Consider the following 14,630-nt stretch of genomic DNA (forward strand, 5'->3'; position numbering starts at 1 on the left):
AACGGATTAGTAGCGGACGACCTTGTTCTGCAGCGAGAAGGTCGCGCGCACGGCCATGACACTGCCCTTGGCGAGCGAGGGACTTTCGTTGAACGAGCAGTACCCCGCGTACAGCAGGACGCCTGCAGTGGCGCCCGGCAGGATGCCGCGCAGGCAGGTCAGCTTCACGCCATCGGAGACGCTCTTGAGAGCGGCGTGGTGGGCGAGCGACTTGTCGTCTGCGATGGTCAGGGTCACGGTCGTAGCGCTGAAGCCGTCCGGCAGCATGACCGGCATATCGCTGTCCAGCAGAGCGACTTCGACGGTCTTGCCGTCGCCGCCGGACACATCGGCGCTGACCACACCGGTGATCGGCACCCAGGTGGTGACTTTGCGCACGGTGCCGGTGCCGGCGCCAGCCGGGAACAGCGAGGTGTCGGTGGTGTCCAGGCCTTCGAGGGTGAAGTTCGTGCCGGTCGGAGCCTTCACGCGGAAAACGCGGCCATTGGCCTTACTCCAGCCGCCGATGTACTCGACGTAATCGCCAGCGGCGAAGGTGTTGGTAGCGCTCAGCACCGCCTCGGCCGCGTTGGTTGCGGCGGTGACGCTGACAGCGGTTGCGAAGACGGTCGCCACGGCGAACGCGATGTTGTTTGGCAGTTGCATAAGGGCCTTTCAGGTTAAAAGCCCGGGAGCCGGGCAAAGAAAAAGCCGCCCGGATTGCTCAGGGCGGCTTGGATGGAAATTGGTGAGTCAGGCGAAGATGTAGAAATCCTGCCGGGTGCCGCGGCACTTCGTCTCTTCGTCGAAGGTGGCAAGGCGGCCAGTAGCGACCTCGGGCTGCAGGTGGGTCGCGGTGCGGATCGCCTCTTCGACCTGCTGACCGAGCTCGGATGCGGCGATGCGCGACTCGCCGGCCCACGCACTGACCTGCACTCGGACCTTCTGTTTGTCAGGCTGCTCGCCGGTCAGGTAGTTCACCGGCTCGCCGCCGACCACCTGGTAGACGATACAGGGCAGCTCGTCGGTTTCAGCAAAGTCCGGCCAGATTCTGCCGCCAGCCAAATTCTTCAGCGCGTCGTATACCAGGGCTTCAGGCGTCATGTGTTCCTCGCGAGGATTTCAGACAGGGTACGTGTCATGGCATCGACCGACTCCTGCTTTTTGCTTTCGTAAGCCGGGCGAAAGAACGGGTAGGCCGGCACCTTGCGGGAGCCGTATTCAAGCTCCGCAGCCCGGCGGTGCGCTGCCCAGCCGATCGTGCGCCCTGTCTTCGCGCTACGCTTGCGATTTGGCGGGACGATCTTGTGGCCCTTCTCGACGAAGCGCCAGTAGAAGCCGCCAGGGCTTGAGCCCGTACCGTTGCGCACAGTGATCTTGTACACCTGACGCTTGTTGGCCTCGGACTCCTCGGTTACCCGTACGACGATGATGTTGTCGAAAAGGATGCCGGTCTTCTTGTGGGCGAGAGCGTTCTGCTTGACCTGATCCTTGAAGATCTCGGCGCCTTCAAAGCCGATGGTCCGAAGAGTGCTTTCGCCTACGCTCTCTTCGACCCGCGACAGCAAGTCGCCCAGCACTTCACTCAGGTTTGAAGCATCGATCGTGATCATTTGGCCGACTCGCAGACGAGGAACATGAAGCGCCGGTCGTCGCTGGGCAGCACCGACTTGATATCGTACCGCTTGCCCTTGTGCACCAGCCGCATCGTGTTGTCGATGTCGCTTCGCTCGCGAACCATGGCGGAGATTCTCACCGTGGACACCGGCAGGCCACCGCGCAGCACCTCGGCGCCGGTCTGGAACTTGACCCCGGCCCAAATATTCGCGGCGACATCGGTCCAGTCGCCGATCACCTGGCCGGCGGCATCCTTGCTCGTAGGAGGGGCCTGAATCGTGATGCGCTCGTTCATCCGTACACCTTAAAGCGGTCCAACAGGCCGCCCAGGAACTCCGCATTCTTCAAAGCGGCCGGCAGGTATTTCGCCTCAATCCGCCCCAGGATATAGCTCTGGATCTGCGCCGGCACCGCGGCGTGATCCGGACCGTAGCCGCAGCGGTACTGCACTTCGACAGCGTTTGCGCGATTGGCAGTCGCCGGCCAGGACCGGCCCGGCGCCGGCAGCAGGTAGCCCGGCTCGCTGACGTTGTCGACGTAGTAGTCCTGCGGGTCCAGGGTCTGCAGCGCGCCCTCGGCGTCGTAGAACTTGACGTAGTCCACGGCGATCACCGGCGGCATCGCAAGCTTGATCGCGTCGGGGAAGCGGTCGAGCGTCACGCGCCAGGTCTGCTCAATCAAGGCGCGCTCCAGCTCGTGCTCGACCTCACCGGCGACGCCGCGGACGTCAAGTTCAATTTCGGCGTCGAGGCCGGCGCCGTCAGCCTTCGCCTTCGCGATCGCAGCGGCCAGCGGGACCGGCAGGCCGACAGGTGGCACAACCAGGCGGGCGCTCATCGCTTATCCTTCAGGGCCGCTTCGTGGCCGTTGCCCTCGGGGGCGCGGACAAACTGCGGCGAAACAGCTGACTGCTCTTTGCGCACACGTTCCTGCTCGAGCAGAGTTTGCACGGCTGGGATGGTTTTTGCGTCGATCATCAGTTGTCCACCCGGTTGAAGTAGATGGTCCGGTCGAACTGCTCGGTATTCGCGCAGATAACGCGGAAGGTGCAGTAGTTGACGGCGTCTGGCGCGGTGTCCAGGCCGCCCAGCTTGACCACGATCAGGCTGCCCTGAATCTCCGGGCCCTCGATAATGGAGACGCCAGCGACGACGCAGGTCACGGACGCCGCGGTAGTGCCGCTGTCGGTCAGGTCGTTCGTGATGTCTGCGACGTAATACCGTTTATCCTCCGGGTCTTTATCGATCGTCCACTTGCCGTCTTTCAGGTATGGAGCTGCTGCCATTTAAAACCTCACTTTTCTGGTTCCACCTTCGAAGGCGACGACCCGGACGCCGCCGGAGAATACGACGACACGCGAGGCTGGCACCTTGGTTGCGTCGACACTATTCTCTGGCGGCGGGCTGGTTGCTGTAGGAGGCTCGGCGGGCGCCAAGTACGCGCGCCCGACGGCATCTGCGGGATGTAGGTAGGCTGCCATTTACGCCACCGTCACAGTACGGACCAGGTTTCGCCCGTCTGCCATCTGCACGACGACCGAGCCCGAGCCGCCAGCCGTAAGCGTCGACTGCACCGCAAGCGACATGACACCCGATGCATTGGTCGTCACATTCGCAGCCTTGAAGCGTGGCGCGGTATGCAGGTCCGGCGTCGGCTCGTCGTAGAACGCCACTTTCAGGCCGGTTAGGTTCGCCAGCGGACCCGATTCGTTGCCGAGGGCAAGCGTCACAGTGCGCGCACTCGTTGCCGGTGGTGCGCTGGTCGTCGCGGGCAACAGCGGCTTGACGGCGGCGGCCATCCTCGGGCCAATGATGCGGTTGTCGAAGGCGCGCGGGTGTATCCGGTCCTCGCCTGATGCTGCAGTAGGAACGAAAAAGCCGGCCGTGTCGATATAGCTCACGCGGGGCGAGTTGACCGTAGCAACAACCGCCTGCATCTCGGTTGCGCGGCCACCGAACAGGCGAAGTACTGCGATCTTGGTCGTGCTCGGCGTTTTCGCCAGCAGTCCATTCACCACCCCGACCGCCGCATCGATAGTCGCCTGGTTATACGGGTCATTCGTGCCCATATTGATGACGATGAGGTCGGGCGCCGGGTTGAATGTCCGATCCTTGCCAGGATAGAGTTTGTCGTACGTACTGGGCAGCGCCGGGATATTGCCGTTGCCGATCTTCGTAAAGCCTTGGCCGGTAAATGCCGCCATGCCAAGTTCCACCCCCAGCACTTCGGCCATCACATAGGCCCAGCTATGGCGCGCCGTGACCGCCAGATATGCATCGATCGTGCGGAAGCCTTCGGTGATGCTGTCGCCGTAGACGAGCACGCTTTGCGGCAGGGCGGCGGGTTTGCTCAGGGTTGCGCCAGAGTCGATCGTGACACCTGTCAGCTTGACGCCCTCGACCGGATCAACCCAGCGCGTATTGTCGAAACTGAACTTGTTGATACGGACTTCCAGCAAATGCACCGAGGATGCGCCCCATACAAGGCGCGACGGGATCGAGATTGTCACGGATGCTGCAAGCGGAACCAGTACCCAATCGTCAGCATCGACGCGATACTCGATCACGTCGGCGAGATACTGAATCCCGGTGATGTCGAAACTCAGCACGCAGCTATTACCACTGAAAATCGTGCGGAAGTACGCGCCCGAGTGATTCGAGAATGCCGACGTGCCGGTCACATCCCAGTTAAAGGGGGAGAACAGGATATTATCGGTGAAGCCGGTGACAGGTGCAGCGGTCGCGGGCACGATGGCAGTTGCCGCGCCCGACTTGGTGCCATCAACCTGACTGGTTGCGGTAATCGTGATCGTTTGCGCGGAAGCAGTTGCTTCTGGTGCCGTAAATAAGCCGGATGCGTTGATCGTGCCTGCGCTTACGGTCCAGTTGACGGCCTGCGATGGCGAATTGGCGCCCGTGACGGTCGCGCTGAACTGCTGCGTTGCGCCGCCTGCGACGTTGGCGGTGCTCGGGCTGACCGTCACACTCGATACCGTTGGCGTCGCGCCAGATGCCTCCACAGTGACAGTTGCGGTGCCGCTCTTGGTTGCGTCAACGGTGCTGGTAGCCGTGATCGTAACCGTCTGAGCCGATCCGGTTGCTGCTGGCGCGGTGAATACACCGGACGAATTGATGCTTCCTCCGCTTGCCGACCAAGTGACGGTCTGCGCAGGCGAACTCGTACCGCTGACAGTAGCTGTGAAGGTTTGCGTGCCGCCACCGGATAGACTCGCCGTTGACGGGCTGACCGATACTGTGGAAACAGTTGGGGATGGCGCGACAGCGCCGGCGCTGTCGTTCGCATTGTCGTCCAGGTGGTACAGGGCGCGCAGCCCCGATGCGCTGTCGCTGGTTGCGGCAGTCGGCGGGGTGAAGGCGGTAGTGTGCAGGCATGAATTCCACACCGCCACTTCATCGACCAGCCCGTTGAACCGGAAGTTCCCCGTACCGAAGGCGTGTACGCAGAACGGATTCGTCTCGCGCGTACCGTTGAACGCGCTGGCGGCCGACCCCTGCAAAATGCCGTCGATGAACAGGTAGACAGTCGATCCGGTGAATCCGATCTCGAAATGGTGCCAGTTCGTATCAAGGGTTGGTGTAGTGCTGGAGGATATCGTGCCGCCGCCACTAACAACAGTCAAGTTCCAGCAGCCAGTCGATGTATTCTGCTGGAGGTAGAACACGCCGAGCTGCCCTACCGGGACCGTGTTATCGGCGGTGGCTGCGTTTTTCTTGAACCATCCGCTAATGGTGAATGGCTGACCAATGGCCGGGAGTGGTGTTGGACCGTAGGCGTCGCCCCCACTGATTGCCGAGCCGAATTTTCCCGACGCACTGTAGGTTGCGCTTGCAGGAGTGAGGTTGAATGGCATTGCAGGCTCTCGCTTTCAGCTTGGGCAAATTGACTAGGGCGACTGTGCGCCCTGCGGGGTTACTTCAGGGATTCGGCGTAGGCGACTGCGGCCGGATCCGTTATTTCTTGGTGCGAGTGGGCTTCGCTCCGTCCTCATCGGCGTCGAAGGCGCCCAAGGCGGCAGCCGCCGCCTCCAGCTCGGGCGGGCATTGGTCACCCACCTGGTACTGCACTGGGTAGATTTCGCCGTCAGGCACGCCCAGGAATGGTTTTGCAAGTTGCATTGGCTTCTCCAAATGAAAAGGCCCGACATCAGCCGGGCCTCTCGGGTCACTCAGCGATTAGGCTGCAGCGATGCGCATGAACTTCATGCACTCCGGGTTCTCCAGACCGCCGCCGACGCGCTTCGTGGTGTAGAACATCACGTAGGGCTTTTTGGTGTACGGGTCGCGCAGCACGCGCACGCCGACGCGGTCCAGGATCTTGTAGGCACGCTTGAAGTCGCCGAACGCGATCGACAGGGCATTCGCCGCGACGCCCGGCATGTCCGGAATGTCAGCGATCGCATAGCCAGCAAGGGTGGATGGCTGGCCAGCCTGCATCGACGGCTGCCACAGGTAGTTGCCGTCCGAGTCCTTCAGCTTGCGAATGCGGAGCATCGTGTTGCGGTTCATCGCGAACTTCGCATTGCCGGTGAAGGTTTCCGGCAGGGCATACACCAGGTCGAGCAGCGCATCGCCAGTGATCGAACCAGCGGCACCCGATGCGACGACTTCGATGCCGCCCAGCGGGTGCAGATTCGAGCCGCCGGCTGCGTAGGTCAGCAGGCCGCGTGGCTTCTTGGTGCCATCACCCGAGACGAAGGCCTTGCCTTCCTGGTACGCGAATTCGACGTCGACTTCGCCGGCCAGCCACTGCTCGATGTCGATCTCGCTGTCGTCCAGCATCTGCTGGGTGGCCGACGGGTTCGCGTAGATCTCGCCCCAGCTGTAGCCTTGCTTGGCCAGCTTCGAGGTTTCGGTTTCGGTGCGAGCGTCTTCCTCGCCGACCCAACCGGACGTGGTGCCGCGCTTATTGACCAGCTTTTCGTAGCCGGTGCCGCTGACGGGCTGGACCGAGCACAGGGCGCGCATCGGCGACACGATGACCAGCTTGTCGGTGACGGTGCGGTCCCACTCGACCGGCGAGGTGTAGCCACCGTCTTCAGCGACGCCCTTGTTCAGCGCCGCTTGAACGTCGCCGCGGCGCATGTGCGCCTGGAAGGCGTCGCTGTATTCCTTGTCCTTGATCTGGCGACCACCGCTGGAGATGCCCATTTCCATAGCGGCCATCTTGGTGTTGCTCGCGTCGATCGCGGCCTGCAGATCGGCGATGGTCTCGTTGATCTTCTCGACCTTGCCGGCCTGCAGCGGGTCGTTGATGCCGGCCTTCAGCTCGGTGAGTTGGCGGGTATGTTCGTCCTTGAAGGCGGCGAATGCCTGCTGCAGTTGCTGCACCATCTGGGCGACGTTGCTGCCGTCGGCGCGCACGCCGCTGACGATGCCGCGCGGGGCCGGTTTTGCTGCCAGGGCCAGCGCGGCGGCTTTCGCCAGCATGACACGATTGGTTTTCATAGGTTTAACCTTTCAGGGTATTCAGGAGGTTCTGAAGCGAGGCTTCAACTTGGGTGTCGTTGCCAGCGCCCGGCGTGGCATCGGGATTCACGGCAGCGCCCGGCTTGCCGTTGAATAGGGCGTTGAGCGTCTCGCGGCGCGCGGCCCGGGAAAGCCCGGACTTCGCCAGCGAGGACTCGACGGTAGCCAGCACTTTCATGTGCTGGGCGGCTTTGGCATCCTTCTTGACCGCGGCGCGATCGAGCTTGCCGGTGGCGAAGCCCTTCTCGACCGCATCGGAGGCGCCGATGAACGTTTCGTCGTCCATCATCTTGGCGATCACCTTGGCATCCAGCCCGGTGCGCTCGGCGTACAGGTCGCGCATGGCGTTGTCGAACGGCTCCAGGTAGGCGGCGGCCTCGGCCATGTCATGGCGGTTGCCAGCGGCGACGACCCAGGCGTTGTGGATCATCAGGTGCGAGCCTTCGCCCATGTTGATCTCGTCGCCGGCCATGGCGATCACCGAGGCGGCCGAGGCGGCGATTCCCATTACGTTCACAGTCACCTTGGCCGAGTGCATGCGCAGCAGGTTGTAGATCGCCACGCCCTCGAAGAAGTCGCCGCCCGGCGAGTTCAGGTTGACAGTGACATCGTGGTCGCCGATGGCGCGCAGTGCAGCGCCGATTCGGCGCGCGGTCACGCCTTCGCCGTCCCAGGTCTGGCCGATCGGGGCATACATGCTGATCGTCTTCGCGTCGCCATCAGCCGCGGCGCGCACGCCCGGCTCCCAGGTGTCCAGCGCGTCCTGGCGCAGATCGAATTGCGTCGTCGCGATGCGGGCGTCCGCCTTGATTTCAGGTAGCTTGAGCAGGGACATTCGTGTTCCTTGTGAGGGTGCTTTGCAGCGAATCTGCGTCCGGGTCGTCAGACTTGGGGAGATCCAGGCGGTCGCGGACCTCGTTGGACTTCATGAACGGCCGGCTGCCGCCGGATCCGAGTGCCTTAGCGAAGAAATCCGCCTGGTCTTTCAGCGTGCCGCGGAGCAGGGCATGTTCATTGACCTTAAAGTAGTAGAGCTCACGCTCTTTTTCGGTCAGCAGCTTGAGTGCAAGCTCGTCTTCCCAAATGTTGAACCAGTGCTGCAGGCCGTATTGAATGAAGAAGATGCCGAGCTGCTCGATGCCGGTGCCCCAGGACGTGTCGTCCATCATCAGCAGCGGGCGGGGCACGCCCATAGCACGGGCGATTTCCTCGATCTGGTGATCGCGGCTCTCCCCCAGCTCGGAATCCTTGGCTGAGTTCGCCCACTTCTCAGCCGTGATGCCGTCTTCCAAGACCATCCACTTGTGCGCGTTCTCCGTGCCGGCGTACCGGGCTTCCAGGCTCTCGCGGATGTTCTTGATCTGCTGATCATCAAGCTTACGGGGGTAGCTCAGCGCGCCTCCGGCCATGACCCCGTTTTTGAAGACGCGGGCGGCTGCTTTTTGTGCTTGCAGGGCCAGGCCGATCGCTTCGCGCGCCTTTTTCACGCGCGACAGGCCGATCAGGCCGTGCTCGTCGTCCGCCAGGTCAGCCAAATGCAGGACCTCGCGCGCGGCGAGCGTGATCAAGCCGCCGTCGGGGCGCTGATACTCATAGCGTACGGTGAAATCGTCGTTCAGCTTCGGGGTCACCTTGCTCGAATCTAACGGGATCAGGCGAGCAGGCGTGTTCCCGCGCCAGATGATGCGCGCGTAGGCGTTGCCATGCAGTAGCGCGCGCAACTGCATCGTGCTCTTGAACTTGTACGGCCCCTGATACTCATTGGGGCGGACTTTGCACAGACGGTGCGCGGCATGCTCGGATGCATAGGCCTTCTCATCACCCTTAGCCATCAAATTTAGTGGCAGCATGCCGATTGACTCGGAAATAAGGCTGACGCTGCGCAGGATCGCCATGTTTTCCAGCGCCTTGGACGCCGTGACGTACTCGCCGCTTGCGGTCTCGCCGCCGCGTATGAAGGCGGGCAGGTCCGCGCCGGTCAGGGCTGCATAGGTCTGGCCGCCCGATGGGCGCGACTGCACATCCCGCCAATGCGACGTGGCGGACAGGGCGTCGAATAGTTCCATGGGGTTCCTTAAAACATGAGAATGCCGCGGTCTTCGTAGGCGGATTCAGTTGGCGCCGTGATCGCATTCACCAGGCCGGCGGCCATGACGGCTGCAATGATCAAGTCAATACGGCCGGTCGCTATTTCCTTGTCCAGCTTTCGATTCCCCGCCGCATCCTGGGTGGTGACCGCATTACCGGCACACATCGTCAGCACCTTGTGCCCGTTATGGGCCAGCTCGCCATTGAGGAGCATCGTTTCGAACTGCTCGATTGCCGGGCTCATGTCCTTGTAACCCTGGCCGAAAGGCGTCATCTCCGGCAGGCTGATCCCATCGTCTGCCGCCATCTGCAGCAAGTCCTCGATTCGCCATCGGTCGTATGCACAACCGATGATCTCGAAGAAGTCACACATACCGGACAGCTTCTGCAGGATGATCCGCTTGCTAATCGCCCGGCCTGGAGTGGTGTGCAGCAGGCCCTCAGCCTTCCATTGCACATACGGCACTCGGTCCTGATCCGCGCGGCGCTGCAGATCAGCGTCGGGCAGGTAGGGATAGGGCACCAACTTCCATGGCTCGCCATCCTCGACCGGCTCAACCAGGAAGACCAGGCCGGTAAGGTCGGTCGTGCTGGCCAAGTCGAGCGCGGCGATCGCGCGGCGTCCACGCAAATCCTCGACGTCGTAATCGAGCTTTGCCGCCTTCCAGATTTCGTGGCTGATCCAGGGAGACTCAGCATCCGTCCACTGGCAGAAGTTCAGCCGGCGCACCAGCGACTCCTTTGACGGCATGCCTCGAGCTTCCGTCACCTGTTCGCGGATGTACTTGTAGCCGGGCAGGTTCGCGTCCTGAAGGCTGGGATTCGCCTTCGGCCAGCAATCTTCACTCTCGAAGGGGTCGTCGCCCTCGTCGAGCGCGCAGATGTACGGGAAGAAGGCATCGTCGATCAGCTCGCCCGACGCAACCTTCGCGGCGTATTCATGCGAATTCCAGCAAGGCGACTTTCGGCTCGCGCCGGCGTTCGTGATGATGAAGATCAGCGCCTGGCGCCGACTCTTCGTGCCCGCGCGGAGCATCTCAAGCACGGTCGCCGTCTTGTGCTCGTGATACTCATCCACTAGCGCGACGTGCGGGCGCGGCCCTGACTGCCCATCGTCGCTACTGATCGGGCGGAAGAATGACCCAGTCTGCAGGTATGCGAGGTTCCAGGCCTTCTCGCCGGTGCCGCTCTTGGTCAGGCGCTTGGAGAGCTCCGGGGACTGGTCGTGCATCGCGACGGCATCGCGAAACAGGATCATCGCCTGATCTTTCTTCGTCGCCGCAGAGTAAATCTCGGCTCGCGCCTCTCCGTCAGCCACAAGCCCCTTCATGCCGAAGCCAGCCGCCAACGGAGACTTGCCGCTTCCCTTCGCGGTCTCCACATAGGCCACGCGAAAGCGCCGGTAGCCGTCGGAGCCCTTCCAGCCGAATATGCTGCCGACGACGAACTTCTGCCACGGCAGGAGGATGAATGGCAGGCCCTCGAAGTCACCGCCATTCAGCTTCAGTACGTCCTGATAGAAGCCGATCGCCTTCAGTGCCGCCGCGAGGTCCCACACGAGGCCGCGCTTCGGGCCTTCCTCTAAGTCTTTAAGGTGGCGGGCGCACTGATGCCGCACGTGAGGCCCGGCGATACGGGTGCCGGCGACAACCTCGCGGGCGTATTCGGTGACCGGGTCAGCCGAAGTAGCTTCCGATCGGGTCTTCCTTTTCGTCGTCATCGGGCTCTTTCGCATTCACCTTCGTGCGCGCAGCCGGCGTCAGGCCGAACTCGACCAGGTAACTCTTAAACTGCGCGTCAGCCGCGCGCAGCTGGTTCACTGCGGGATTGTTCTTGATCAGGGTGTTGCTGTTCTGATCCAGGGTTGTGTACGTGCGCCCATCGCGTTCGATCAGCTCCCGGCAGGCCAGAATGTCGGCGTAGCAGTCGCACAGGCGCTCGAGGGCGAAGGCATCGGCCTCGGTTAGCACACCCATCCTGTCGAGCAGAACCGTCAAGCGTCCCCAAGCCACCTTTGCCTCATCCGTCAGATGGGCGGGGCAGGACGGAACCTCACGTGCGGGCTTCGGCTCCTTCTTGTTCATCGCCCGCTTGCCAGGATTGCCCTTGACCAGCTTCAGCGCAGTTGGCGTTGGGCGTCTTCCAGCCATGATTTTCGTTCCAGAAAAAAAGTTCCAATTCGCGGATGTGCGCACGGAGGGTGCCAGGCGGTCCCTAGCAGGTGACCCTCTGAACTTTCAATAGGGGTGGGGCTACAAGGGCCAGCCGTCGTCCCCAATGACCTTCCGGGGACGTTTCCGCTTCCCCTGCTCAGCCTCCGTTTTGACGAGGTGACAGGGGTTGCAGATTGCTTCCAGATTGGATGGGTGATCAGTCTTGGCGCGCGGCCAGTGAAGGGCCTCGGCTTTGGCCTTACTTACGATGTGGTCTACCGCGTGGGCAAGCGTGGTCCGCCCGGCGCGCTTGCAGGTCTGACACAGCCCGCAGTCGCGCCTCATCACCTCGTTGCGCACCTTGACCCAGGCGCTGTCGTAGCCGCGCTCATGTCGGCTCTTAGCACCCCAGGCCATTCGCTTCTCCGCTTAGAGCAGGGTCAGAACCTTATCCTGTCTGCTCATGTTGTCTCTGGCCCATGCAGGGCGAAGGTTAGGTAACGCCCAGCACTGCCGGAAGGCGTCCGAGTCCTCCTCGAGGATGCCAAACGCGGCGACCGGGATGATGTGGTCGATGTGAATCTCGCCAGCCATGAACCGATCCCAGCTCATGCCCTTGGTGAACTGCCGCTCTAGGTGCGCGCGGAGATCATCAGCGGTGTAGCCGAGCAGCTCGGCCATCCGTCGCCCGCTGCGCCTCTTCTGCAGTGTCACCCGAAGCAGGGCGCGAATGCGATGCTTAAGGGTGAACTCCAGATCAGTGCCGTAACGCGCGTGAAACGCAGCCTTGCTCTTTGGGCGCCGGCGCTCGTTCAGTGCATCTAGGTTCGCCGCACGGTACTCGCGCATCTTCTTAAGCCGATCCTCGTGGTTCCTGTAGTGCCGCTCCAGCGCTCGCTGCCGCTGCGCCTCGGCATTCTCTGCGTAGTAGGCGCGGCTCACCTCGGTCAGCCTATCTCGGTTAGCGGCGTAATGCTCTCGACGCTTAGGCAGGCGTTCTTCTCGATGCTCTGCGTGGTCGGCAGCTCGGCATACGCGGCATACCTCGCGGCGACCATCAGGGCTTTTCTTCTTGGCGTGGAAGAACTCGGCTGTTGCTGGCTTGGAAATTTTGCAGCGCGTACAAGTACGGAATACGATACTATCGGCTTCAGCCATGATGACTCCTGAGGTCAGATTGGTTAGAGCCTGGTCGGTGTTAGCGCACCTGCCGGGCTCACCCATCTTACCTACCTCTGCGAGTCAGTGCTTCGTTTGCCCGCTCACCTTCCCTCATGCTGCCTCCAGCAGTAGTGCGACGGCCTCGTCGATGGGCAAGCGGTCGAGCCCCTTCTTCTGCAGCATCTCGCCGATCCGCTCAGCCCTGGCCAGCTGCTCACACAGGGCGGCAAGCCGGGTTGCGTCATCGACAGTGGCGATCATCGCCGGGCGCATGCCGGTGACAGCGCGGACAATGACGCCTCGGTAGACCTCAGCCTCGGGGCTCATGGCCTGGCGTCGATGATTGACTGCTCGCGGCATACCTGCACAAGGATGCGCAGCCACAGCACTTCCGCTTCGACGCTCATCGCAGACCTCAGAATAAAAAAGCCCCAGCTGTGCGAGCTGGGGCGAAGATGCTGATTGATCGTCAGCATTGGAGACACTGCAGTAAAAAGCCGCCAGCGCAGGGGCCTGCGTGGCGGCTAAACGACCAGCCATGCCAACACCACTGGTCGAGCTTCGATTGTAACTGGTAAGCTAACTAATTAGCAATACGATAAGGTGTAATGCGGCGCGCATAGAAAAGCGTCGGCAGCCTTTACATGGGCAACGTGGAGCGCACTTAGCCGGCGCCCATCCCTATGATTCTGCAGGAATATTACTTGCTGGCACGCTGATTGCTCTAGCAGCTGAAGCCATCCAACTCATATTTAGGGATAGACATGAAAAAACTAATCGCTATTGCAGCAGCAGCTCTGCTGTCGGCCAACGCCTCAGCTGGCTACGTTCAGTATGACTTCACCGGCCCCATTACTGGATTCGTGATCCAGCATGATCACAATGGATCCATTGCGTTCTACAACATGATGGTACAGGTGCCATATCCCGATCACGAGCCGAGCTCCATCGGCTTTCAAATCTACCCATCGCCTAGTGTAAATCTCGCGCACGGAGGTACTACGTATTTCCGGAACGGCCCGACGAACTTTACTACTTATAACCCGGATGCAGACAATAGCTGGGCGATCCTCGATGTTACCTTTGCGCGCTCGACCGGCGGAGCGTTTGCGTACACTGCAAAGTACTCCACTGCGTACTGGAACATCGACGGATGGCATTACGCAAACGGCACGCTCAACGGGCTCGCTACTAAAGGGGAGGTCAGTCCACATATAGCTGCCAGCCTGGATGCTGAGGGCGGTTATGACAGCTATGTTCGTCCGGTCATCCCAAGATACATTGGCCCGGGTCGCGTTCCGGAACCAGGCAGCTTCGCCCTTCTGGCGATCGGCGCCTTGGGCGTCGCCGGCCTGCGTCGTCGCAAGCCGCAGTAATAAGCAAAAAGCCCGCTGACCTTTCGGCGCGGGCTTGGTATGGGCGAGCACAGCCAGCAAGGGTGCTGGGTGTTCGCCTGCCTCGGGTGACGGTGGCGCCGAAGCGCGCATTACGTGGATCGAGGGAATGAGGCCTACAGTTTACGACTGAAGGCCTGTCAATGCAATACGGCTGAGCAAATAAGCTACGCCGCCTTGCGCATCTTCGCGCCAGCCCGGGCACCATGCGACTGGAACATGCCTTCCAGCTCGCTGACCATATCGGCTATTTTCTCACGTTCGATGGCGCCGCCCTGGATCGGCTCGCTGCCGGTGCCGTGGCAATGCGTGCACGCCCGGCTCTCGCTAATCTTGGTCCCATTGCAGACCGTGCAGCCGCCTGCCAGCCAGTGCGCCAGGCTGACGCGGGCGATCTTGGCATAAATGGCGTGCGCCGCCTTGATGTCCCATTCGTGCTTGATCTTGAGCCAGCTGCGGGCGAGGCCCTTCTTCGTCACCTCCTCGGTCCAGACGCGGAGCAGGGCGCCCAGGCCATACGTGCCGCTTTCGATTGCCTGGCGCGGCACGCCGGCCAACTTGGCGCGGGCGAGCATCGAGCCGAAGACGCTACCGGAGCCGCCCGTCAGGTCGGCCAGGGCGGCGGCAATTAGCGGCTCGGCTTGTTGATGCTGGGCGTCGTCCATGAGATTCGACGCGCTCAATGCGTGGATGTAGCGATCTGCGAATCCCATGATGTTCTCCGTCACACGACCCTCCCAGCGTATCATATT

The 14,630-nt window shown here is 61.9% G+C and carries 20 protein-coding genes; 1 reads left to right on the forward strand and 19 read right to left on the reverse strand.

The annotated features are described in order from the left end of the window. Window positions 1-6: 6 nt before the first annotated feature. The 18 genes from B2R83_RS11945 to B2R83_RS12030 all read right to left on the reverse strand — a co-directional run bounded on the left by B2R83_RS11945 (window position 7) and on the right by B2R83_RS12030 (window position 12,960). Window positions 7-645, reverse strand: coding sequence for a phage tail tube protein (locus B2R83_RS11945; protein WP_292041442.1), 639 nt, complete (start codon window positions 643-645; stop codon window positions 7-9). A gap of 87 nt (window positions 646-732) precedes the next feature. Further along, a complete protein-coding gene (locus tag B2R83_RS11950; protein ID WP_292041444.1) occupies window positions 733-1,083 on the reverse strand; it encodes a DUF3168 domain-containing protein in 351 nt (116 codons plus the stop codon). After that, the gene (locus tag B2R83_RS11955) at window positions 1,080-1,592 is read right to left on the reverse strand and encodes an HK97-gp10 family putative phage morphogenesis protein (protein WP_292041445.1); all 513 of its coding nucleotides are present in this window, start codon (window positions 1,590-1,592) and stop codon (window positions 1,080-1,082) included. The genes B2R83_RS11950 and B2R83_RS11955 overlap by 4 nt, the downstream gene beginning before the upstream one ends. After that, window positions 1,589-1,891 carry a phage head closure protein gene (locus B2R83_RS11960; protein ID WP_292041447.1) on the reverse strand — a complete coding sequence of 101 codons (303 nt, stop codon included), beginning with the start codon at window positions 1,889-1,891 and terminating at the stop codon, window positions 1,589-1,591. Before B2R83_RS11960 ends, B2R83_RS11955 begins: the two co-directional genes overlap by 4 nt. Continuing rightward, window positions 1,888-2,433 carry a head-tail connector protein gene (locus B2R83_RS11965; protein WP_292041449.1) on the reverse strand — a complete coding sequence of 182 codons (546 nt, stop codon included), beginning with the start codon at window positions 2,431-2,433 and terminating at the stop codon, window positions 1,888-1,890. Before B2R83_RS11965 ends, B2R83_RS11960 begins: the two co-directional genes overlap by 4 nt. Next, window positions 2,430-2,573, reverse strand: a complete 144-nt coding sequence (locus B2R83_RS11970; protein ID WP_292041452.1) for a hypothetical protein — start codon at window positions 2,571-2,573, stop codon at window positions 2,430-2,432. The genes B2R83_RS11965 and B2R83_RS11970 overlap by 4 nt, the downstream gene beginning before the upstream one ends. Beyond that, window positions 2,573-2,881: a hypothetical protein gene (locus B2R83_RS11975; protein WP_292041456.1), complete on the reverse strand. Its 309-nt coding sequence runs from the start codon at window positions 2,879-2,881 to the stop codon at window positions 2,573-2,575. Before B2R83_RS11975 ends, B2R83_RS11970 begins: the two co-directional genes overlap by 1 nt. A gap of 195 nt (window positions 2,882-3,076) precedes the next feature. Then, window positions 3,077-5,467, reverse strand: a complete 2,391-nt coding sequence (locus B2R83_RS11980) for a LamG-like jellyroll fold domain-containing protein (protein WP_292041459.1) — start codon at window positions 5,465-5,467, stop codon at window positions 3,077-3,079. 100 nt (window positions 5,468-5,567) lie between these two features. Continuing rightward, window positions 5,568-5,732 (reverse strand): hypothetical protein, encoded by a 165-nt coding sequence (locus B2R83_RS11985; protein ID WP_292041461.1) that lies wholly within the window; start codon window positions 5,730-5,732, stop codon window positions 5,568-5,570. Between the two features lie 57 nt (window positions 5,733-5,789). Next, complete coding sequence (locus B2R83_RS11990) at window positions 5,790-7,061, reverse strand: phage major capsid protein (protein ID WP_414674405.1); 1,272 nt, start codon at window positions 7,059-7,061, stop codon at window positions 5,790-5,792. 4 nt (window positions 7,062-7,065) lie between these two features. Further along, window positions 7,066-7,917 (reverse strand): head maturation protease, ClpP-related, encoded by an 852-nt coding sequence (locus B2R83_RS11995; protein ID WP_292041464.1) that lies wholly within the window; start codon window positions 7,915-7,917, stop codon window positions 7,066-7,068. Next, a complete protein-coding gene (locus B2R83_RS12000) occupies window positions 7,895-9,148 on the reverse strand; it encodes a phage portal protein (protein WP_292041466.1) in 1,254 nt (417 codons plus the stop codon). The genes B2R83_RS11995 and B2R83_RS12000 overlap by 23 nt, the downstream gene beginning before the upstream one ends. 8 nt (window positions 9,149-9,156) lie before the next feature. Then, window positions 9,157-10,890 (reverse strand): terminase large subunit, encoded by a 1,734-nt coding sequence (locus B2R83_RS12005; RefSeq protein ID WP_292041470.1) that lies wholly within the window; start codon window positions 10,888-10,890, stop codon window positions 9,157-9,159. Further along, the gene (locus tag B2R83_RS12010; RefSeq protein WP_292041473.1) at window positions 10,847-11,320 is read right to left on the reverse strand and encodes a phage terminase small subunit P27 family; all 474 of its coding nucleotides are present in this window, start codon (window positions 11,318-11,320) and stop codon (window positions 10,847-10,849) included. The genes B2R83_RS12005 and B2R83_RS12010 overlap by 44 nt, the downstream gene beginning before the upstream one ends. 102 nt (window positions 11,321-11,422) lie before the next feature. Continuing rightward, window positions 11,423-11,740, reverse strand: a complete 318-nt coding sequence (locus B2R83_RS12015) for an HNH endonuclease (protein WP_307189252.1) — start codon at window positions 11,738-11,740, stop codon at window positions 11,423-11,425. Window positions 11,741-11,752: 12 nt separating this feature from the next. Next, on the reverse strand, window positions 11,753-12,481 hold the full coding sequence (locus B2R83_RS12020; protein WP_292041476.1) for a hypothetical protein: 729 nt from the start codon (window positions 12,479-12,481) through the stop codon (window positions 11,753-11,755). A gap of 114 nt (window positions 12,482-12,595) precedes the next feature. Beyond that, complete coding sequence (locus tag B2R83_RS12025; RefSeq protein WP_292041478.1) at window positions 12,596-12,811, reverse strand: hypothetical protein; 216 nt, start codon at window positions 12,809-12,811, stop codon at window positions 12,596-12,598. Beyond that, window positions 12,808-12,960: a hypothetical protein gene (locus tag B2R83_RS12030; protein ID WP_292041479.1), complete on the reverse strand. Its 153-nt coding sequence runs from the start codon at window positions 12,958-12,960 to the stop codon at window positions 12,808-12,810. Before B2R83_RS12030 ends, B2R83_RS12025 begins: the two co-directional genes overlap by 4 nt. A 288-nt stretch (window positions 12,961-13,248) precedes the next feature. On the opposite strand from B2R83_RS12030, the gene B2R83_RS12035 reads away from it, so the two are divergent. Next, window positions 13,249-13,860 (forward strand): PEP-CTERM sorting domain-containing protein, encoded by a 612-nt coding sequence (locus B2R83_RS12035; RefSeq protein WP_292041481.1) that lies wholly within the window; start codon window positions 13,249-13,251, stop codon window positions 13,858-13,860. A gap of 185 nt (window positions 13,861-14,045) precedes the next feature. Here the strand turns inward: B2R83_RS12035 and B2R83_RS12040 are convergent, their stop codons facing one another. Further along, window positions 14,046-14,606: a hypothetical protein gene (locus B2R83_RS12040; protein ID WP_292041483.1), complete on the reverse strand. Its 561-nt coding sequence runs from the start codon at window positions 14,604-14,606 to the stop codon at window positions 14,046-14,048. Window positions 14,607-14,630: the final 24 nt, after the last annotated feature.

It is taken from the genome of Massilia sp. UBA6681, assembly GCF_002454935.1.
Lineage (GTDB): Bacteria > Pseudomonadota > Gammaproteobacteria > Burkholderiales > Burkholderiaceae_D > Telluria > Telluria varians.

What these genes read in the sequence shown, in the direction of transcription:
- B2R83_RS12005 (WP_292041470.1), bottom strand. Translation starts at nt 10,890, where the DNA reads ATGACGACGAAAAGGAAGACCCGATCGGAAGCTACTTCGGCTGACCCG.
- B2R83_RS11995 (WP_292041464.1), bottom strand. Translation starts at nt 7,917, where the DNA reads ATGTCCCTGCTCAAGCTACCTGAAATCAAGGCGGACGCCCGCATCGCG.
- B2R83_RS11965 (WP_292041449.1), bottom strand. Translation starts at nt 2,433, where the DNA reads ATGAGCGCCCGCCTGGTTGTGCCACCTGTCGGCCTGCCGGTCCCGCTG.
- B2R83_RS12010 (WP_292041473.1), bottom strand. Translation starts at nt 11,320, where the DNA reads ATGGCTGGAAGACGCCCAACGCCAACTGCGCTGAAGCTGGTCAAGGGC.
- B2R83_RS11975 (WP_292041456.1), bottom strand. Translation starts at nt 2,881, where the DNA reads ATGGCAGCAGCTCCATACCTGAAAGACGGCAAGTGGACGATCGATAAA.
- B2R83_RS11970 (WP_292041452.1), bottom strand. Translation starts at nt 2,573, where the DNA reads ATGATCGACGCAAAAACCATCCCAGCCGTGCAAACTCTGCTCGAGCAG.
- B2R83_RS11945 (WP_292041442.1), bottom strand. Translation starts at nt 645, where the DNA reads ATGCAACTGCCAAACAACATCGCGTTCGCCGTGGCGACCGTCTTCGCA.
- B2R83_RS12015 (WP_307189252.1), bottom strand. Translation starts at nt 11,740, where the DNA reads ATGGCCTGGGGTGCTAAGAGCCGACATGAGCGCGGCTACGACAGCGCC.
- B2R83_RS12030 (WP_292041479.1), bottom strand. Translation starts at nt 12,960, where the DNA reads ATGCTGACGATCAATCAGCATCTTCGCCCCAGCTCGCACAGCTGGGGC.
- B2R83_RS11990 (WP_414674405.1), bottom strand. Translation starts at nt 7,061, where the DNA reads ATGAAAACCAATCGTGTCATGCTGGCGAAAGCCGCCGCGCTGGCCCTG.
- B2R83_RS11980 (WP_292041459.1), bottom strand. Translation starts at nt 5,467, where the DNA reads ATGCCATTCAACCTCACTCCTGCAAGCGCAACCTACAGTGCGTCGGGA.
- B2R83_RS12000 (WP_292041466.1), bottom strand. Translation starts at nt 9,148, where the DNA reads ATGGAACTATTCGACGCCCTGTCCGCCACGTCGCATTGGCGGGATGTG.
- B2R83_RS11955 (WP_292041445.1), bottom strand. Translation starts at nt 1,592, where the DNA reads ATGATCACGATCGATGCTTCAAACCTGAGTGAAGTGCTGGGCGACTTG.
- B2R83_RS12035 (WP_292041481.1), top strand. Translation starts at nt 13,249, where the DNA reads ATGAAAAAACTAATCGCTATTGCAGCAGCAGCTCTGCTGTCGGCCAAC.
- B2R83_RS12020 (WP_292041476.1), bottom strand. Translation starts at nt 12,481, where the DNA reads ATGGCTGAAGCCGATAGTATCGTATTCCGTACTTGTACGCGCTGCAAA.
- B2R83_RS11985 (WP_292041461.1), bottom strand. Translation starts at nt 5,732, where the DNA reads ATGCAACTTGCAAAACCATTCCTGGGCGTGCCTGACGGCGAAATCTAC.
- B2R83_RS11950 (WP_292041444.1), bottom strand. Translation starts at nt 1,083, where the DNA reads ATGACGCCTGAAGCCCTGGTATACGACGCGCTGAAGAATTTGGCTGGC.
- B2R83_RS12025 (WP_292041478.1), bottom strand. Translation starts at nt 12,811, where the DNA reads ATGAGCCCCGAGGCTGAGGTCTACCGAGGCGTCATTGTCCGCGCTGTC.
- B2R83_RS11960 (WP_292041447.1), bottom strand. Translation starts at nt 1,891, where the DNA reads ATGAACGAGCGCATCACGATTCAGGCCCCTCCTACGAGCAAGGATGCC.